The sequence below is a fragment of the Rhizobium sp. BK275 genome (assembly GCF_014193555.1).
Classification (GTDB): Bacteria; Pseudomonadota; Alphaproteobacteria; order Rhizobiales; family Rhizobiaceae; genus Rhizobium.
On record NZ_JACHZL010000011.1, the window covers coordinates 92,445 to 107,081 of the forward strand.

The 14,637-nt window shown below is 60.9% G+C and carries 14 protein-coding genes and 1 tRNA gene; 12 read left to right on the top strand and 3 right to left on the bottom strand.

Annotated features, from left to right (window positions below):
* Nucleotides 1-57: 57 nt before the first annotated feature.
* Complete coding sequence (locus tag FHT82_RS28445) at nt 58-1,116, bottom strand: aldo/keto reductase (protein ID WP_183736057.1); 1,059 nt, start codon at nt 1,114-1,116, stop codon at nt 58-60.
* 349 nt (nt 1,117-1,465) lie between these two features.
* Between FHT82_RS28445 and FHT82_RS28450 the strand changes: the two genes are divergently transcribed.
* The 8 genes from FHT82_RS28450 to FHT82_RS28485 all read left to right on the top strand — a co-directional run bounded on the left by FHT82_RS28450 (nt 1,466) and on the right by FHT82_RS28485 (nt 8,191).
* The gene (locus FHT82_RS28450; protein ID WP_183736058.1) at nt 1,466-2,443 is read left to right on the top strand and encodes an ABC transporter substrate-binding protein; all 978 of its coding nucleotides are present in this window, start codon (nt 1,466-1,468) and stop codon (nt 2,441-2,443) included.
* A 7-nt stretch (nt 2,444-2,450) separates the two neighbouring features.
* Nucleotides 2,451-4,145, top strand: coding sequence for an iron ABC transporter permease (locus FHT82_RS28455; RefSeq protein WP_183736059.1), 1,695 nt, complete (start codon nt 2,451-2,453; stop codon nt 4,143-4,145).
* Nucleotides 4,133-5,152, top strand: a complete 1,020-nt coding sequence (locus FHT82_RS28460; protein ID WP_183736060.1) for an ABC transporter ATP-binding protein — start codon at nt 4,133-4,135, stop codon at nt 5,150-5,152. Before FHT82_RS28455 ends, FHT82_RS28460 begins: the two co-directional genes overlap by 13 nt.
* A 225-nt stretch (nt 5,153-5,377) precedes the next feature.
* Entirely contained in the window at nt 5,378-6,115 is a 738-nt protein-coding gene (locus FHT82_RS28465; RefSeq protein ID WP_183736061.1) for an NUDIX hydrolase, read from the top strand.
* Between the two features lie 70 nt (nt 6,116-6,185).
* A complete protein-coding gene (locus tag FHT82_RS28470; RefSeq protein ID WP_183736062.1) occupies nt 6,186-7,097 on the top strand; it encodes a PhzF family phenazine biosynthesis protein in 912 nt (303 codons plus the stop codon).
* A 127-nt stretch (nt 7,098-7,224) separates the two neighbouring features.
* Nucleotides 7,225-7,300: transfer RNA gene (locus tag FHT82_RS28475), tRNA-Lys, on the top strand.
* 18 nt (nt 7,301-7,318) lie between these two features.
* Nucleotides 7,319-7,462 carry a hypothetical protein gene (locus FHT82_RS28480; protein ID WP_183736063.1) on the top strand — a complete coding sequence of 48 codons (144 nt, stop codon included), beginning with the start codon at nt 7,319-7,321 and terminating at the stop codon, nt 7,460-7,462.
* 111 nt (nt 7,463-7,573) lie between these two features.
* Nucleotides 7,574-8,191 carry a DUF1442 domain-containing protein gene (locus FHT82_RS28485; RefSeq protein WP_210276943.1) on the top strand — a complete coding sequence of 206 codons (618 nt, stop codon included), beginning with the start codon at nt 7,574-7,576 and terminating at the stop codon, nt 8,189-8,191.
* Between the two features lie 34 nt (nt 8,192-8,225).
* On the opposite strand, the gene FHT82_RS28490 is transcribed toward FHT82_RS28485, so the two are convergent.
* The gene (locus tag FHT82_RS28490) at nt 8,226-8,954 is read right to left on the bottom strand and encodes a hypothetical protein (protein ID WP_183736065.1); all 729 of its coding nucleotides are present in this window, start codon (nt 8,952-8,954) and stop codon (nt 8,226-8,228) included.
* Nucleotides 8,955-9,128: 174 nt separating this feature from the next.
* Complete coding sequence (locus tag FHT82_RS28495) at nt 9,129-9,818, bottom strand: isoprenylcysteine carboxylmethyltransferase family protein (protein ID WP_183736066.1); 690 nt, start codon at nt 9,816-9,818, stop codon at nt 9,129-9,131.
* Between the two features lie 188 nt (nt 9,819-10,006).
* On the opposite strand from FHT82_RS28495, the gene FHT82_RS28500 reads away from it, so the two are divergent.
* The 4 genes from FHT82_RS28500 (at nt 10,007) to FHT82_RS28515 (ending at nt 14,620) form a co-directional block, all read left to right on the top strand.
* Complete coding sequence (locus FHT82_RS28500; protein ID WP_183736067.1) at nt 10,007-11,086, top strand: glycosyltransferase family 2 protein; 1,080 nt, start codon at nt 10,007-10,009, stop codon at nt 11,084-11,086.
* A 166-nt stretch (nt 11,087-11,252) separates the two neighbouring features.
* Complete coding sequence (locus FHT82_RS28505; protein WP_183736068.1) at nt 11,253-12,698, top strand: MFS transporter; 1,446 nt, start codon at nt 11,253-11,255, stop codon at nt 12,696-12,698.
* 271 nt (nt 12,699-12,969) lie between these two features.
* On the top strand, nt 12,970-14,025 hold the full coding sequence (locus FHT82_RS28510) for a response regulator (protein ID WP_183736069.1): 1,056 nt from the start codon (nt 12,970-12,972) through the stop codon (nt 14,023-14,025).
* Nucleotides 14,026-14,062: 37 nt separating this feature from the next.
* A complete protein-coding gene (locus FHT82_RS28515) occupies nt 14,063-14,620 on the top strand; it encodes a DUF924 family protein (RefSeq protein ID WP_183736070.1) in 558 nt (185 codons plus the stop codon).
* Nucleotides 14,621-14,637 lie beyond the last annotated feature (17 nt).

Consider the following 14,637-nt stretch of genomic DNA (forward strand, 5'->3'; position numbering starts at 1 on the left):
TGGCGGAAATGCATCTTTTGTGACGCTGACCTTCCGCCATGCAACGCTTTGGAGAGCTTACTTCTTCAGGTGCGGCGCGAAGAGTTCCATGTCGGCTTCGCTCAGCCGCTCATTGGCGGTGTTGAGCTGGTGCCAATAGGGATAGAGGACCGGCGGCACGCTGACATCATCGAGGCGTTTGCGCTCGTCATCCGAAAGCTTCAGTTCAGCGGCGGCGAGATTGTCCTTGAATTGCGCTTCGGTGCGGCCGCCGATGATGACCGATGTGACCGCCTTGCGGCCGATCAGCCAGGCAAGCGCCACCTGGGCTGCGGAAACGCCGCGTTCCTGACCGATCGCCACCAGCGTCTCGACGATGTTCCAGAGGCGGTTTTCGTCGCGGATCGGTGGTTCGGTCCAGCCGGCGAACTGGCGGGTGCCCTCGGGGGCGGCCGCGTTGCGGCGATGCTTGCCGGAGAGCAGGCCGCCGGCAAGCGGGCTCCAGACGAGCACGCCGAGACCCTGGTCGATGGAAATCGGCAGCAGTTCATATTCGGCGTCACGGGCTTCCAGCGTGTAGTGGATCTGCTGGCTGACGAAGCGCTGGTACTTGTATTCGTTGGCGATACCGAGCGCCTTCATGATGTGCCAGCCGGAATAGTTCGAACAGCCGACGTAGCGCACCTTGCCCTGCTTGATCAGGGTATCGAGCGCTTCCATCGTTTCTTCGAGCGGCGTCTGACCGTCCCATTCATGGACCTGGTAGAGGTCGATGACATCGGTCTTCATGCGCTGGAGGCTTGCCTCGCACTCGCGGATCAGGTGGTAACGCGACAGGCCGCGGTCGTTCGGCCCTTCGCCCATGCCGAAGCGGGCCTTGGTGGCAAGCAGCACTCCATCAGGGCGCTTGCCGCCGAGCACTTCGCCGACGATGCGCTCGGACTCACCGTTGGAATAGACATTGGCGGTATCGATCAGGTTGACGCCGGCATCGAGGCAGATATCGACCATGCGGCGGGCTTCCTGCACGCCGAGATCGCCGACCGTCTTTGCCCAGCCGAGGCCGCCGAAGGTCATCGTACCCATGGTCACAGTGGAAACTTTCAGGCCGGAACGGCCGAGCAAACGATATTCCATTGAAATTCCTCCTCATGAAAATGGCCTGAGTGACGTACCGCAATGCCGTGCCGAGACAAGCCGCGGGGCGTTCACGCCTGCGTGAATTTACGCCTTCGCTGACGCCCGCGCGAGCATAAACAGCCGGTCCGGTAAAGACGAAGAGATCGGGGTTCTTTTGACAGCAAAATGCGCTTCGCTGCGTGAAGCCGGCTCGGCCCACGAATCCAGCCGCAAAAAGACTGGTATTTTCGGCGAATCCAAAGATTTCCGGCGCGATCGACAGCGGTGCCATGGCTGTGGTGACCTGTCATACCTTTGTAAAACGCCCCTAATATGGGAGGGGCATCGCAATCCGAGGATTCCTTCCATGAAAACGCTAGTCTCCGCCGCAGCCCTTCTCGCCGCGAGCCTTCTCGCTATCCCGGCTTCGGCTGCCAACCTCGTTCTCTACACCAGCCAGCCGAACGAAGATGCGCAGGCAACCGTCGACGGCTTCATGGCCGCAAACCCCGATATCAAGGTCGACTGGGTGCGCGACGGCACGCCGAAGATCATGGCGAAGCTGCAGGCTGAAATTCAGGCCGGTAACCCGGTTGCCGACGTTCTGCTGATCGCCGATGTCGTCACGCTCGAGCGCCTCAAGGAAGACGGCAAGCTGCTCGCCTACAAGTCGCCGGAAGCAGCAAACTACGACGCCGCTCTCTACGACGCCGGCGGCTACTACTATTCCACGAAGCTGATCACGACCGGCATCATGTACAACACGTCCGCCGCCATGAAGCCGACGAGCTGGAAGGATCTTGCCAAGCCGGAAGCGAAGGGCCTCGTGACGATGCCGAGTCCGCTCGCTTCGGGCGCTGCTCTGATCCATGCCCAGACGCTGGCTGCCGTTCCCGGTCTCGGCTGGGATTTCTACAAGTCGCTCGCCGATAATGCTGCGGTCGCCTCCGGCGGCAACGGTGTCGTCCTGAAGTCCGTTGCTTCGGGCGAAAAGGCTTACGGCATGGTCGTCGATTACCTGCCGATCCGCGAGAAGGCCAAGGGCGCCCCGGTCGAGTTCGTCTTCCCGAGCGAAGGCGTTTCGGCCGTGACCGAGCCGGTCGGTATTCTTGCCAGCGCCAAGAATGCCGATGCCGCCAAGAAGTTCGTCGATTACGTTCTCTCCGAAAAGGGCCAGGAAGGCTTCCTGAAGCTCGGCTATATCCCGGCCCGCAACGGCATGAAGCTGCCCGCCGGTTTCCCGGCACGCGACACGATCAAGGTTCTGCCGATCAATGCCGCCGAAGCACTCAAGAATACGGATAAGGACCTGAAGACCTTTACGGATCTGTTCGGTTCGAAATAATAGACCCATGCAGGGTTATGTACGTGCAAGAAGCAGCCAGCCCGTCTGGCTGTTTCCTTTTATTGTATCGGTGGTTCTTTTCCTCAGCGTGCTGCCCTTGGCGCGGCTCGCGGTCGTCGGCATTTCCGCCTTTGCCAATGGCGGCGTCATGGTGGTTCTGTCCGATCCCATGGTCTGGTCGGCGGTCTATTACACCATCGTCACGGCTGTCATCGGCACGATCATCTCGCTCGTCATCGGCTGCACCTTCGCCTATCTGCTGACACTGACGGATATTCCGGCCAAGAGACCGCTCAGTTTCTTCTTCGTGCTGCCGATGATGATCCCGCCACAGGTGACGGCCCTTGCCTGGGTGCAGATGTCGGGGCCGTCGAGCCCGCTTCTGAAGGCGCTGCATATCGCCCCGCCGCTGGGGTCGCCGCAGCCGCTTTATTCGGTTGCTGGTATTGCGCTGCTCTATGGCGTGCAGCATGCGCCGCTCGTCTATCTGGCGCTGAGGGCAGGGCTGATGACCCTACCGCGCGACGGGGTGGAGGCGGCAAGGCTATCAGGCGCATCGAGTCTCCGTGTCTTTCGCGATATCATCCTGCCGCTGTCGTTGCCGGGTGTCATAGCGGGAGCGGCAATTTCCTTCGTTTCCTGCACCGGTAACTTCGGCATTCCGGCCATTCTCGGCATTCCCGCCTCGATCTTCACGCTGCCGACGCTGATCTTTTCCAAGTTCACGGCCTTCACCGGCCGCACCTTTGGCGATGTGGCGCTGCTTTCTGCCATCATCGCGCTGATCTCGGTCGCCGGACTTGCCATTCAGGATCGGGCGTTGCGTGGGCGTGACTATCGCGTCATCGGTCTGTCGGGCGCAACGGCGGCCTTCGAACTCGGCGGGTGGAAGCTCATTTTCACGCCGCTGCTGTGGATCGTGCTGTTCTTCATGCTGGTGGCACCCTTCTTTGCGTTGGTGGCGGGCGCACTGGTGCCGGCTTACGGCGTGCCGCTGACTTTCAAGACCATGACGTTTCATGCTTTCGAGGAAATCCTCTTCCGGCAGGCGGTGACGCGCACGGCTTTCGTCAATTCGCTGTCGCTCGCAAGCGGGGCTGCAGTCGGCTTGCTGTTCGTCACGGTGCTGGCTGCCTATGCGCTGACGCGGCGCAAGGATATGCTGTCGCGTGTCGTCTCCAGCCTTGTCGAAATACCCTATTCGCTGCCCGGTATCGTCATGGCAGTGTGTTTCATCCTGGTCTTTGCGGCGCCGATCCCGGTGCTGAACGTGACGCTTTACGGCACGGTCTGGATCATCCTCATTGCCTATTTCTCCTCCTTCTTCGCCGTCAGCCTGAAGCCTGTGGTCAGCGCCTTCCACCAGCTCGATCCGGCGCTGGAGGAGGCGGCTCGGCTGTCCGGCGCCGGCTTCTTCCGGCGGCTCAAGGATATCATCGTGCCGCTGATTGCGCCGGCGGCAGGCGCCTCGGTCATCCTCGTTTTCCTGATCGCCTGCAACGAGCTGACGATCTCGGCGCTGCTCTGGTCGGCGGGTACGCAGACGCTCGGGGTCGCCATCTACAATCTCGATGACAGCGGCAGTTCCGATCTTGCCTCGGCACTGTCGGTGCTCGTCGTCTTCATGGTCGTCGCCATGATGCTGCTTCTGGAGCTTCTGGTGAAACGTCTGCCCAAGGGAGTGGTGCCGTGGCGAAGCTGATCCTCAATCAGGTGGCCAAGGATTTCGGTACGGGCAGGGCTGTTGTCAGCGGCTTTTCGCTCGATGTACGCGAGGGCGGCTTCCTGGCGCTGCTCGGCCCGTCGGGCTGCGGCAAGACCACGGTGCTGCGCATGATTGCCGGCTTCGAGACGCCGAGCGACGGTTCCATCCATCTCGGCGAGCGGCTGCTCGCGGACGCCGCGCAATCGCTGCCGCCGGAAAGGCGCAACATGGCGATGGTCTTCCAGTCCTATGCGCTCTGGCCGCATATGAGTGTCGCCGACAATGTCGGCTATCCGCTGAAGGTGCGCGGCATCTCCGGCGAAGCTTATAAGGCCAAGGTGCGTGACGCACTGTCGACCGTGCGCCTCGTCGATTATGCCGAGCGGCGGCCGGCCGATCTCTCCGGCGGCCAGCGGCAGCGCGTGGCGCTTGCCCGCTGTCTGGTGACCTCGCCCGATGTCGTGCTGCTCGACGAGCCGCTCGCCAATCTCGACCGGCATCTGAAACAGGAGATGGAAGAAACCTTCCGCGAGTTCCATCAGCGCTCGGGTGCCACGATGATCTATGTGACGCATGACCAGAGCGAGGCGATGGCGCTCGCAACCGACGTCGCCGTCATGTCCGAGGGGCGGCTGCTGCAGGTGGCGCCGCCGGCGGAAATCTATGCGCGGCCGGAGGGGCGCATGGTCGGCGGGCTGATCGGCCGCGGCGCGATCGTTACGCTGCCGGTCATGGGCGGCGAACGGCAGCTCGAATGGGACGAGTTGGAGGGCGCGCTGCATGCCGCCAATACCGATGGCGTCGATATTCTGGTGCGGCCGGAAGATGTCATCATCGGCGGCGAGGGGGCTCCTGCGACCGTCGAATCCGCGCTCTTCGAGGGTGAGCGTTATGCCGTGAAGCTGATGCTCGGCAACGGCCAGGCACTGCGTGCCTACAGCCGCGTGGCCGTCGTGCCTGATGAGATGGTACATGTCGTCATCCGGAACGGCTGGCGGCTTTGAGGGACAAACAGGGCTTTGCGAGGCGCTCTTTCGTCTTTAGTTGTATCTTTGATGCCAACCGGGAATGCCTGATGTCGCTTCGCCTTGCCACTTTCAATGTCGAGAACCTGCTGACCCGCTTCGATTTCACCCGCCGGGGCAGGAGGTGGAGCGCTACCCGCGTACCGGGTGGGACAGGCCGAAGGCATCCCACCATTGCCCCGTCGTCATGACATTGGATCTCCTATGACACCAAATTTTTCAGAAGATCTTTCAGCCTTTCCGCCGGAACAGACGGTTTTTCCGATCGCCGGCACCAATCTGCGCGTACTTGACGGCGATCATCCGCTGCTGACTGCCAACAGGGCGTCGATCCGCGAGAACTGGGAACGGGAAATCGCCGTCAATCCGGCGCTCTTCGATGGCCGCATGGTGCTGCAGCACCGGCTGAAGCTTTCCGAAGACGGGATTGCGAGCGAGGCTCACACCGTTCCCTTCTCGACCTTCATGTGGTGGCGCAGGCAGCCGGAGCGGAAGGGCGCCATCCATCTCTTCGCCTATCCCGTGCTCGAATCATCGGATGGCGCGCTGGTCGCGATCCGCATGGGGGAGCATACGGCCAATCCCGGCCAGGTCTATTTCGCCGCCGGTTCGCTGGAGCCCGAGGATGTCGTTGACGGACGTTGCGATATCGACAGCAACATGGCCCGCGAAGTGATGGAGGAGACGGGCCTCGATCTTGCCGATGCCGTTGCGGGCGAGGGGTTGCATGCCAGCCACATCCGCCGCTCGGTTTCGATTTTCAAGCTCTTCCGCTTCGATATGACGGCCGATGAGATGGTCGATTTCATTGGCCGGCACATGCTGGTTGCCGAGGACAAGGAAATATCGGGCGCGGTCGCGATCCGCACGGCCGATCCGAAAGCTCAGCCTTACAATGCCGCGATGCTGCCGATCATCGACTGGTATTTCGCGGGCAAGTAGGCCTGAAGCTTGCACTTGCGTGTGCTGTCGGGCAGGTTGGCGGTTCGATGACCGATTCAAGGAGGCCGATGTGGCGTTGAGCTACAGCGTCTATGACGTGTTCACCGACACCAAGCTTGCCGGCAATCCGCTGGCTGTGATCTTCGACGGCGAGGGACTTGGCGATGCCGCCATGCAGGCGATCGCCAGCGAAATGAACCTGTCCGAGACGGTTTTCGTGCAGCAAGCCGATAATCCCGCCTATACGGCGCGGATCCGCATCTTCACGCCCGGCCGTGAATTGCCCTTTGCCGGCCATCCCACGGTCGGTACGGCGATTGCGCTGGCGGAGAAGGCGCATGGGGCAGGATCACTCGACCTCGTTTCGGTGCTGGAGGAAAATGTCGGCCCGGTGCGCTGCGCCGTCAGGCTCCGGGAAGGCGAGGCGAGCTTTGCCGAATTCGACCTGCCGCGCAAATCCCAGCAGATCCTGCTTTCGCTCGACAAGGCCGGCATCGCCGACGCGCTGTCGCTGAAGACGACCGAGATCGGCTTCGAGAATCACGTGCCCTCGATCTGGAGCGCCGGCGTTCCCTTCCTCATGGTGCCGGTCCACGACGTCGGTGCGGCCAGGCGGATGGAATTCGATCCGCAGCTCTGGGAAAAGACCGTGCCCTTCGTCGATGGCGCGCTCGCCTCGGCCTATATCTACTGTCGCGGCGGCGTGAACCATGTCGCCAAGTTCCATGCTCGCATGTTTGCAAGCGGCATGGGCATTTCCGAGGATCCGGCCACCGGCTCGGCGGCGGCCGCTCTCTCCGGCGCGATCAACCATTTCGACCGGCTGACGGATGGGCATTACCCTGTTCTCATCGAGCAAGGCGTGGAGATGGGCCGCCCGTCCTTCATTCATCTACATATGGATATCGAAGGCGGGACCATTTCGAATGCCCGGATCGGCGGCCAGGCGGTTCGGATTGCGACCGGCACGCTCGACCTTTGATTTCATTGCATTTCCGGCCCCTGACAAAAAAACTTCGCAATTAACCAAAGAATTTTCGACAGGGCGCTAGACAAGCCGGACGATCCTATTTATATGCCCCGTCACACCGCGCAGCCAAGCACGGTACGGGTGATTAGCTCAGTTGGTAGAGCAGCTGACTCTTAATCAGCGGGTCGTAGGTTCGAGCCCTACATCACCCACCAATTTCTCTTTCAAAGAGAATGGACGTCGCAGATAAAGCCTTTAATACCAAGGGCTTGTCGGCTTGTTCGGGTTTTCTGATTCCGATGATCCTGCAAGCGGGAATCATCGGCGGCCTTGTCTTCATCATTCTGCGCTTGCCGGAAATCTCGCTCGGTATTTAACTCGTGGGCCGAGGTCACTGCCGCGGCATCTGCCGCCGCTGGCCGAACCCTGGAGGAATGTCGATGCGCAATGATAAGCAGGACCATGCCACCTTGGTCGGCGAACATCGGCTGGATGAGAAAGTTCTCGATGTTCTGCATTCCTATCACCGGCGAATCGATGAGGAGCGCCGCGATCCGCGTCCGGAGGCGCCGGGAGGACGCGATGGCGGGCAGGATCAGCGGATGCGGGCAGTCGGGCCGGAGACTGGGCGGTTTCTCAATATTCTCGTCCGCAGCCTGACGGCGCCGACGATTCTCGAACTCGGCACCTCCTTCGGTTATTCCGGCATCTGGCTTGCAGAGGCCGCGCGGGCGACCGGCGGGCGGGTGATCACCATGGAAGTGCATGGCTATAAATCCGCCTATGCACAGGCGATGGCGGAGACAGCCGGGCTTGCCGAGCATATAGATTTCCGGGTGGGCGATGCGGTCGCCATGATCCGCGAACTGCGGGGCAAGGTGGATTTCGTGCTCGTCGATCTCTGGAAGGATCTCTATCTGCCGTGCCTCGAAGCCTTCTATCCGAAGCTCAATGCCGGCGCGATCATCGTTGCCGACAACATGATTTATCCTGCCACCGAAGACGTGAAGATCTATGCCCGGGCTATCAGAACCAGGCCCGGCATCACCAGCGTGCTGTTGCCTGTCGGATCGGGGCTGGAGGTCAGCCGGTACGAGCCGGCGTGAGTGTAGGGCGATTTTTGATGATAAGCCACTCGGCTCAGTATCGGATCGTGACCTGGTCTAGTTCGTGCCGAATGCCCTGTAGTTCCATACGTGTCGGATATAAAATAAAAGCGATCTGTAGGACACAGATGGCCACTTGCGCCGTTGTCTTAAGAGCGAAATCAAGCGGCAACCCATCGTCATGTAAGTAGATGGTCAACATATGGGTTTCGCCGGGTTCCTCCTTGAGGCGCGTGCTCATGGAAAAACCATGCTCGTTTGGATGAGCTCCGAAGTCGATTAGGCGTTCGTACAATGTTTCGAAATGCTCGCCGATCTTCCTATCGGCCCTTTTTATGGCGCGTTTGATTGCGCCTGATGTGAATTCTTCGCGGACAGCTTTCTTAGCTTTCTCGCTTTCATTGCGATTCATCCAGCGTTTCCAACGTTCTTGATCCCCGTTGATAAAGAAGCCATAAGAAGCGTGCTCAAGACAAAGCCGGAGAAGCGCTTGAGCCTCATAGAGCTGACCGCCTATAACCAGGCCGGCTGCGGCACGATATGCGGAGTGAGCGCGTAGCAAAAAAGCCATTGGCATAAATGGCGACGGATTTTTCGCTCCCTTCAATAACTGTTCGAAGAGCCGGTCGAGGACTATCAAGTCAGCGAGCTGTGGGCGCTTTTTATGGAAAGTTGCCCATTGATTGTCGCGGAATCCTTGAATGTATTTCGATAGTGTGTCTTCGCCCCAGCCTGGCGGCGGTGATTTACCTTGTGTTGCCATCCATAATTCCCGCTGAATGACTTCCAACGAATCCTATATATTCCATCTTCGCACTTCAACTGTTGCGTGTCTATGTGGGTTGAATTGATCTCTAGTTGGTGTGCTTCAGGCGAAGAAGGTGAGGATTCTTGATAGATCGACCCGTTACGAGCTGCGTGAGTGCAGGGCGTTCCGTCACCAAATGCCGGGAACCAGCCGGTATCTTACCTTGAGGCAATAATCCTGATAGCCGGGCAGGTCGCGGCGCAAGTGGCCTTCCTCGTCCAGGAGGCGCAGGATCAGACCGACGAAAATCAGCGGCACGATCACGAGCCCCCACCAGGAACCGAGGGCGAGCGGAATGCCTGACGTGAGCGGCAGGACGGCGGCGTACATGGGGTGGCGCACCAACGCGTAAGGCCCTGTGGAGACGACCTTCTGGTCCTCTGAGATCTGGATCGTTGCCGAGGCGAAGGAGTTTTCCCTGAGGACGACCACGAAGGAAGCGAAGCCTGCCGAGATCAGCAGATTGCCTGAAATCACCGCCCATACGGGAACGGTCGACCAGCCGAAGCGGTAATCGAGTACCGAAACCAGGATGAGGGCGATCATCACGACGCTGGTGAAGAGCTGGATGCGCTTCTGCACCGGTTCCGTTTCGGCGGCCGGCCCGGCGCGCATGCGCTTTTCCAGAAGTGCCGGGTCGCGATAGTAGAAATAGGCCGATGATCCGGCCGACCAGGCGGCGAAGGTGGCGAGGAAGAGCCAGCCCTGCCAATAAGCGAGCGTGCCTGCCGCCAGGAAGACCATGACGGCGAGAGCCACGAGAAACTCGGCGTTGGCTTCGGCGGCCCTGCGGCCGAGATCGGGTGCTGCATTCTGCATGACGCCTCCCTGCGCTCATGCTTCGCGATCCATTTGAGGCTTTGTCTTTAGGATATGCAAAGCAGGTGCATGATATCAAACCATTGCCGGAGGCGCAGGTTTCAGCAGACAGGGCAGGGGTGCTCTGCCTTATGTGCCCTCGGGCGATTGGGCATGCTTTCCTGCGGGGATTGGGAGATTCGGTGGAAATGGGCAAATCCGTTGATGACGGTGGTGTGAAGATCAGGCTTTCCATCGTCGCGCCCTGTTACAATGAGGCCGAGGGGCTGAACGAGTTCTGCCGGCGGGCGCGGGCAGCGGCGGAGGCGGTTGCCGGCCAATCCTTCGAGATCGTCCTCGTCGACGACGGCTCCAGCGATGGTACGTGGAGCGTCATATCGGGGCTTGCGGCAGACATTCCGCAGGTACTCGGCGTCAAGCTTCTGCGCAATCACGGCCACCAGCTTGCGGCGACCTCGGGCCTTGCGGTGGCGCGCGGCGAGCGCGTGCTGCTCATCGACGCCGATCTTCAGGATCCGCCGGAGCTGCTTTCCGAGATGATGGCGATCATGGATCAGGGCGCCGATGTTGTTTACGGGCAGCGGAGCGAGCGCAAGGGCGAGACGAAGTTCAAGCTCATCACCGCCTCGGTCTTCTACCGGCTGCTGACGCGGCTGACATCCATTTCGATCCCGCAAGACACCGGCGATTTCCGGCTGATGAAGGCGCGCATCGTCCATATCCTTCTCAACATGCCGGAGCGGCATCGTTTCATCCGCGGCATGGTAAGCTGGATCGGAGGCAGGCAGGTGGCGCTGCGTTATACACGCGATGCCCGCTATGCCGGCTCGACGAAATATCCGCTGAAGAAGATGATCCGCTTCGCGATCGATGCGATCACCAGCTTCTCGATCATTCCGCTGCGTGTCAGCGCCTGGATGGGGCTGATCTCGGCGGTCTTCGCCGTGGGGCTGCTGATCTATACGCTCGTGCAATGGTTCGAGGGCAATGTCATCACCGGCTGGTCGAGCATCATGGCGGCTATTTCCGCTTTGAGCGCCATCCAGCTCATCGCGCTCGGCACGCTCGGCGAATATGTCGGGCGCCTCGTGCAGGAGCATAAGCGCAGGCCGATGTTCATGATCGACTGCGTGGTGCAGGGCGAGGTTACGTCCGAGTTGCCCGACGATTTCTCCGAACTCGATACCGCCAGCCGCAGGTCGGAACTCGGCAGGCTTTCGGCGGCAAGCGTGACCGCCAAGCCGATTGAAACGGCTGTTGGCCGCTGATCTGGGATTGTTGCCGAGCATGTTGACAAAAGTCTCGGACCTGGCGGCATTTGACCTTTCCGATCCGGCATAAGGGGCGTATGCAGACTGTATCCCTCCGCGCGGCTTGCCCTGTCGGTTCTCCCGCCTTTTCCCGCGCAATCCGGAATTCGCATTTGGCAGATCGATGACTGCAGTTCAGACGAGTGAGAACACAGATGAGGCGGCGAGCGCCCGCCAGGCGAAGATCGTAGCGCTGGTCGTTGCCGTTTCCTTCTTCATGCAGATCCTCGACGGTACGATAGTCACCACTTCGCTGCCGCAGATGGCGACGAGCTTCGGTGTGCAGCCGGTCGCTATGAGCATCGGCATCACTGTCTATATGCTCACCATGTCGGCCTTCATTCCGCTTTCCGGCTGGCTCGGCGACCGGTTTGGGGCGCGGCGCGTCTTTCTGATGTCGATTGCCGTCTTCGCCGTGGCATCATTGTTCTGCGGCCTGTCGGGAAGCCTCACCGAATTCGTTATTGCGCGCGCGGTGCAGGGGGTGGGCAGCGCGCTGATGACGCCGGTCGGGCGCATCATCGTGCTGAAGAACGCCCGCAAGTCCGAGCTGGTGCAGGCGATCGCGCTGATCACCTGGCCGGCGCTGACGGCGCCTGTCGTCGGCCCCGTGCTCGGCGGCTTCATCACCACCTATGCCAGCTGGCACTGGAACTTCCTGATCAACATTCCGATCGGCATTATCGGCATTGCGCTGGTGCTGCGCTTCGTGCCGGAGCAGCGCGAGGAACGCGTCGGACCGCTCGACATCAAGGGCTTTTTCCTGAGTGCAGCGGGGCTGACCCTGCTGCTTGCCGGGCTCGAACTGTCCGTCAAAGGGCAGGGCGGCTTCCTGCCGCTCATCGCGCTGCTTGCGGCCGGCATCGTGCTTTCGGTCATGGCGACGCGGCACTTCCTGCGGGCCGCCAATCCGCTGCTCGATCTCGCCGCCTTCAAGGTGCGGACCTTCTCTATTGCGACGCTTTCGGCGGGCACGGCCTGTCGCGTCGCCGTCAATGCGACGCCGTTCCTGCTGCCGCTGCTCTTCCAGCTCGGTTTCGGCCTGAGTTCGATGGCCGCCGGCACCTATCTGCTGGTCTATTTCCTCGGCAATCTCGGCATGAAGGTGGTGACGACGCCGCTCCTGCGGTTCTTCGGCTTCCGCAACGTGCTTTTCTTCAACGGTGTCATCGCCGCTGCCTCGATCGTCGCCTGTGGTTTCCTGACGCCGGAAACGCCCGAGATCGTCATCTCGGCGCTGCTCCTGATTGCCGGGCTTTCGCGGTCGATGGAGTTCACGGCGCTCAACACGCTCTCCTTTGCCGATATCGGCCCGGCGCAGAGAAGTTCGGCCTCGACGCTGTCGAGCATGCTGCAGCAGATTTCCATGCTGCTCGGCGTTGCGGTGGCGGCCGCCGTGCTGAACATTTCCTCGGGGCTTCGGGGTGCGGCGGATGCTACGCTCGGCGATTTCCGCTGGGCCTTCTTCGTGGTCGGCATGATCGGCTTCCTGTCCTGCCTGCGCTTCCTGCAGCTTGCTGCCGATGCGGGTGCCGAAGTTTCTCACCACCGCCGCTTTCAAAAAAGCTGACCGTCGCGGAACCATTTGCCTTCCCCTGCGTTTAGGGCACTGATTTTCAGTATCCGTGTTCGCATTTTTTTAGAGGGGCTCCGGCCGTGGCCGGGCAGGGGTCGACATTCTCGATGGCATTCTCCTTCGATCTGCCTGATATGAGGCGTCTTCTCGTACCTAAGGCCAAGTGCTGTTTACGCGCGCCTTTCGATGCAATACGACAGTCGCATGCAGAAAGACTCGGCGGCCTCACAGCCGGTATTGCTGCGGGAAAATGCCCGGAGGCAGAATGAGCGAGTCCAGTGGTGATACGGGCGCTCCAATCCGTATCCTCTATATCGATGACGACGAGGCGCTCGCGCAGTTGATGCAGAAGAATCTCGGCCGCCGCGGCTTTACGCTCGAATGGGCAAGCGACGGGGCGACCGGCCTTACGCTGCTTGCCGAAGGCGGTATCGACGCCGTCATTCTCGATCATGTCCTGGAGGCCGAGACGGGGCTCGATATCCTGCCGCGCATCGTGGCGATGCCCGACCATCCGCCTGTCATCTATGCTACCGGCTCCGACGATACGAGCATTGCGGTCGCAGCGCTGAAGGCCGGCGCCGACGACTATGTTCTCAAGGGCATTTCGCCCGACTATTTCGATCTTCTGGCCGCGGCCCTCGAACAGGTGCTGGAGCGGGCGCGCTTCCTCCGGGAAACGGCGCAGGCGCAGGAGGTCATCCGCCAGCAGCGCGACCATGCGGAAATGCTGCTTGCCGAAGTCAATCACCGCATCGCCAACAGCCTCGGCCTCGTCGGCGCGCTGATCCGCATGCAGTCCTCCATGACCAGCGACCAGGTGGCGATCGACGCGCTGCAGGAAACGCAGATGCGCATCAATGCGATCGCCAGCATCCACCGTCGTCTCTACACCAACCGGCAGGTCGGCACGGTGCAGGTGGATGAATATCTGAGCAGCCTCCTGACCGAGATCGAAGCCTCGATGCGAGACGAGAAACGACCGCATCGCGTAGTGCTGACCGCCCAGCCGATCAATCTTGCGACCGACAAGGTCATCACGCTCGGCCTGATCGTCAGCGAACTTGTCACCAACGCCTTCAAATATGCTTATCCGGATGGCGACCCGGGGGAGATCAATGTCATTGTCGAGCAGGAGGACGATGCGCTGAGGGTCATCGTGGAGGATGGCGGCCAGGGGTTCGACCCGTCCGATCCGGTGAAGGGAACCGGTCTCGGCATGAAGATATTGAACGCCATGGCCGGCAGTCTGAAATCCGAACTTGCCTACGATCCGGAGCATCGCGGCACGAGGGCGATACTGGTCTTTTCCGTAAGCTGACCGATCTTTTCTGTAAGCTGACGCTGGGAGAGCCGTCATGAATACCGATATCGTCTGCACACCGGATGAAGTCTATGACTTCTGGTTCGTCCGCTGCAGCCGGAAGGAATGGTTCAGCTCGACTGCCGAACTGGACGAGGAAATCCGGGCGCGGTTTCACGCAACCCACCTGTCGCTTGCCCGCAGCGTGACCGAGGACTGGCGCTCCAGCCCCGAGAGCCGGCTTGCCGCCGTCATCGTGCTCGACCAGTTTCCACGCAATATCTACCGGGCGACGCCGCTTGCCTTTGCGACCGACGGGCTCGCGTTGCGCGAGGCAAAGCTTGCGCTTGCCGTCGGCGCCGATCGGTCGCTGGAGGGCATCAAACGGACCTTCCTGTACATGCCGTTCGAGCATGCGGAAGATCTGGTGGAGCAGGACCGTTCGGTGGCGCTCTTTGCCGCGCTCGGCGATGAGGAATTCCACGATTATGCGCTTCGCCACCGGGCGGTGATTGCCGCTTACGGGCGTTTTCCGCATCGCAATGGCATTGTCGGGCGGCAGTCGAGCGAGGCCGAACTCGCTTATCTCGCGCGCCCCGGCGCCGGTTTCTGAGCGATCATCCGGAAATT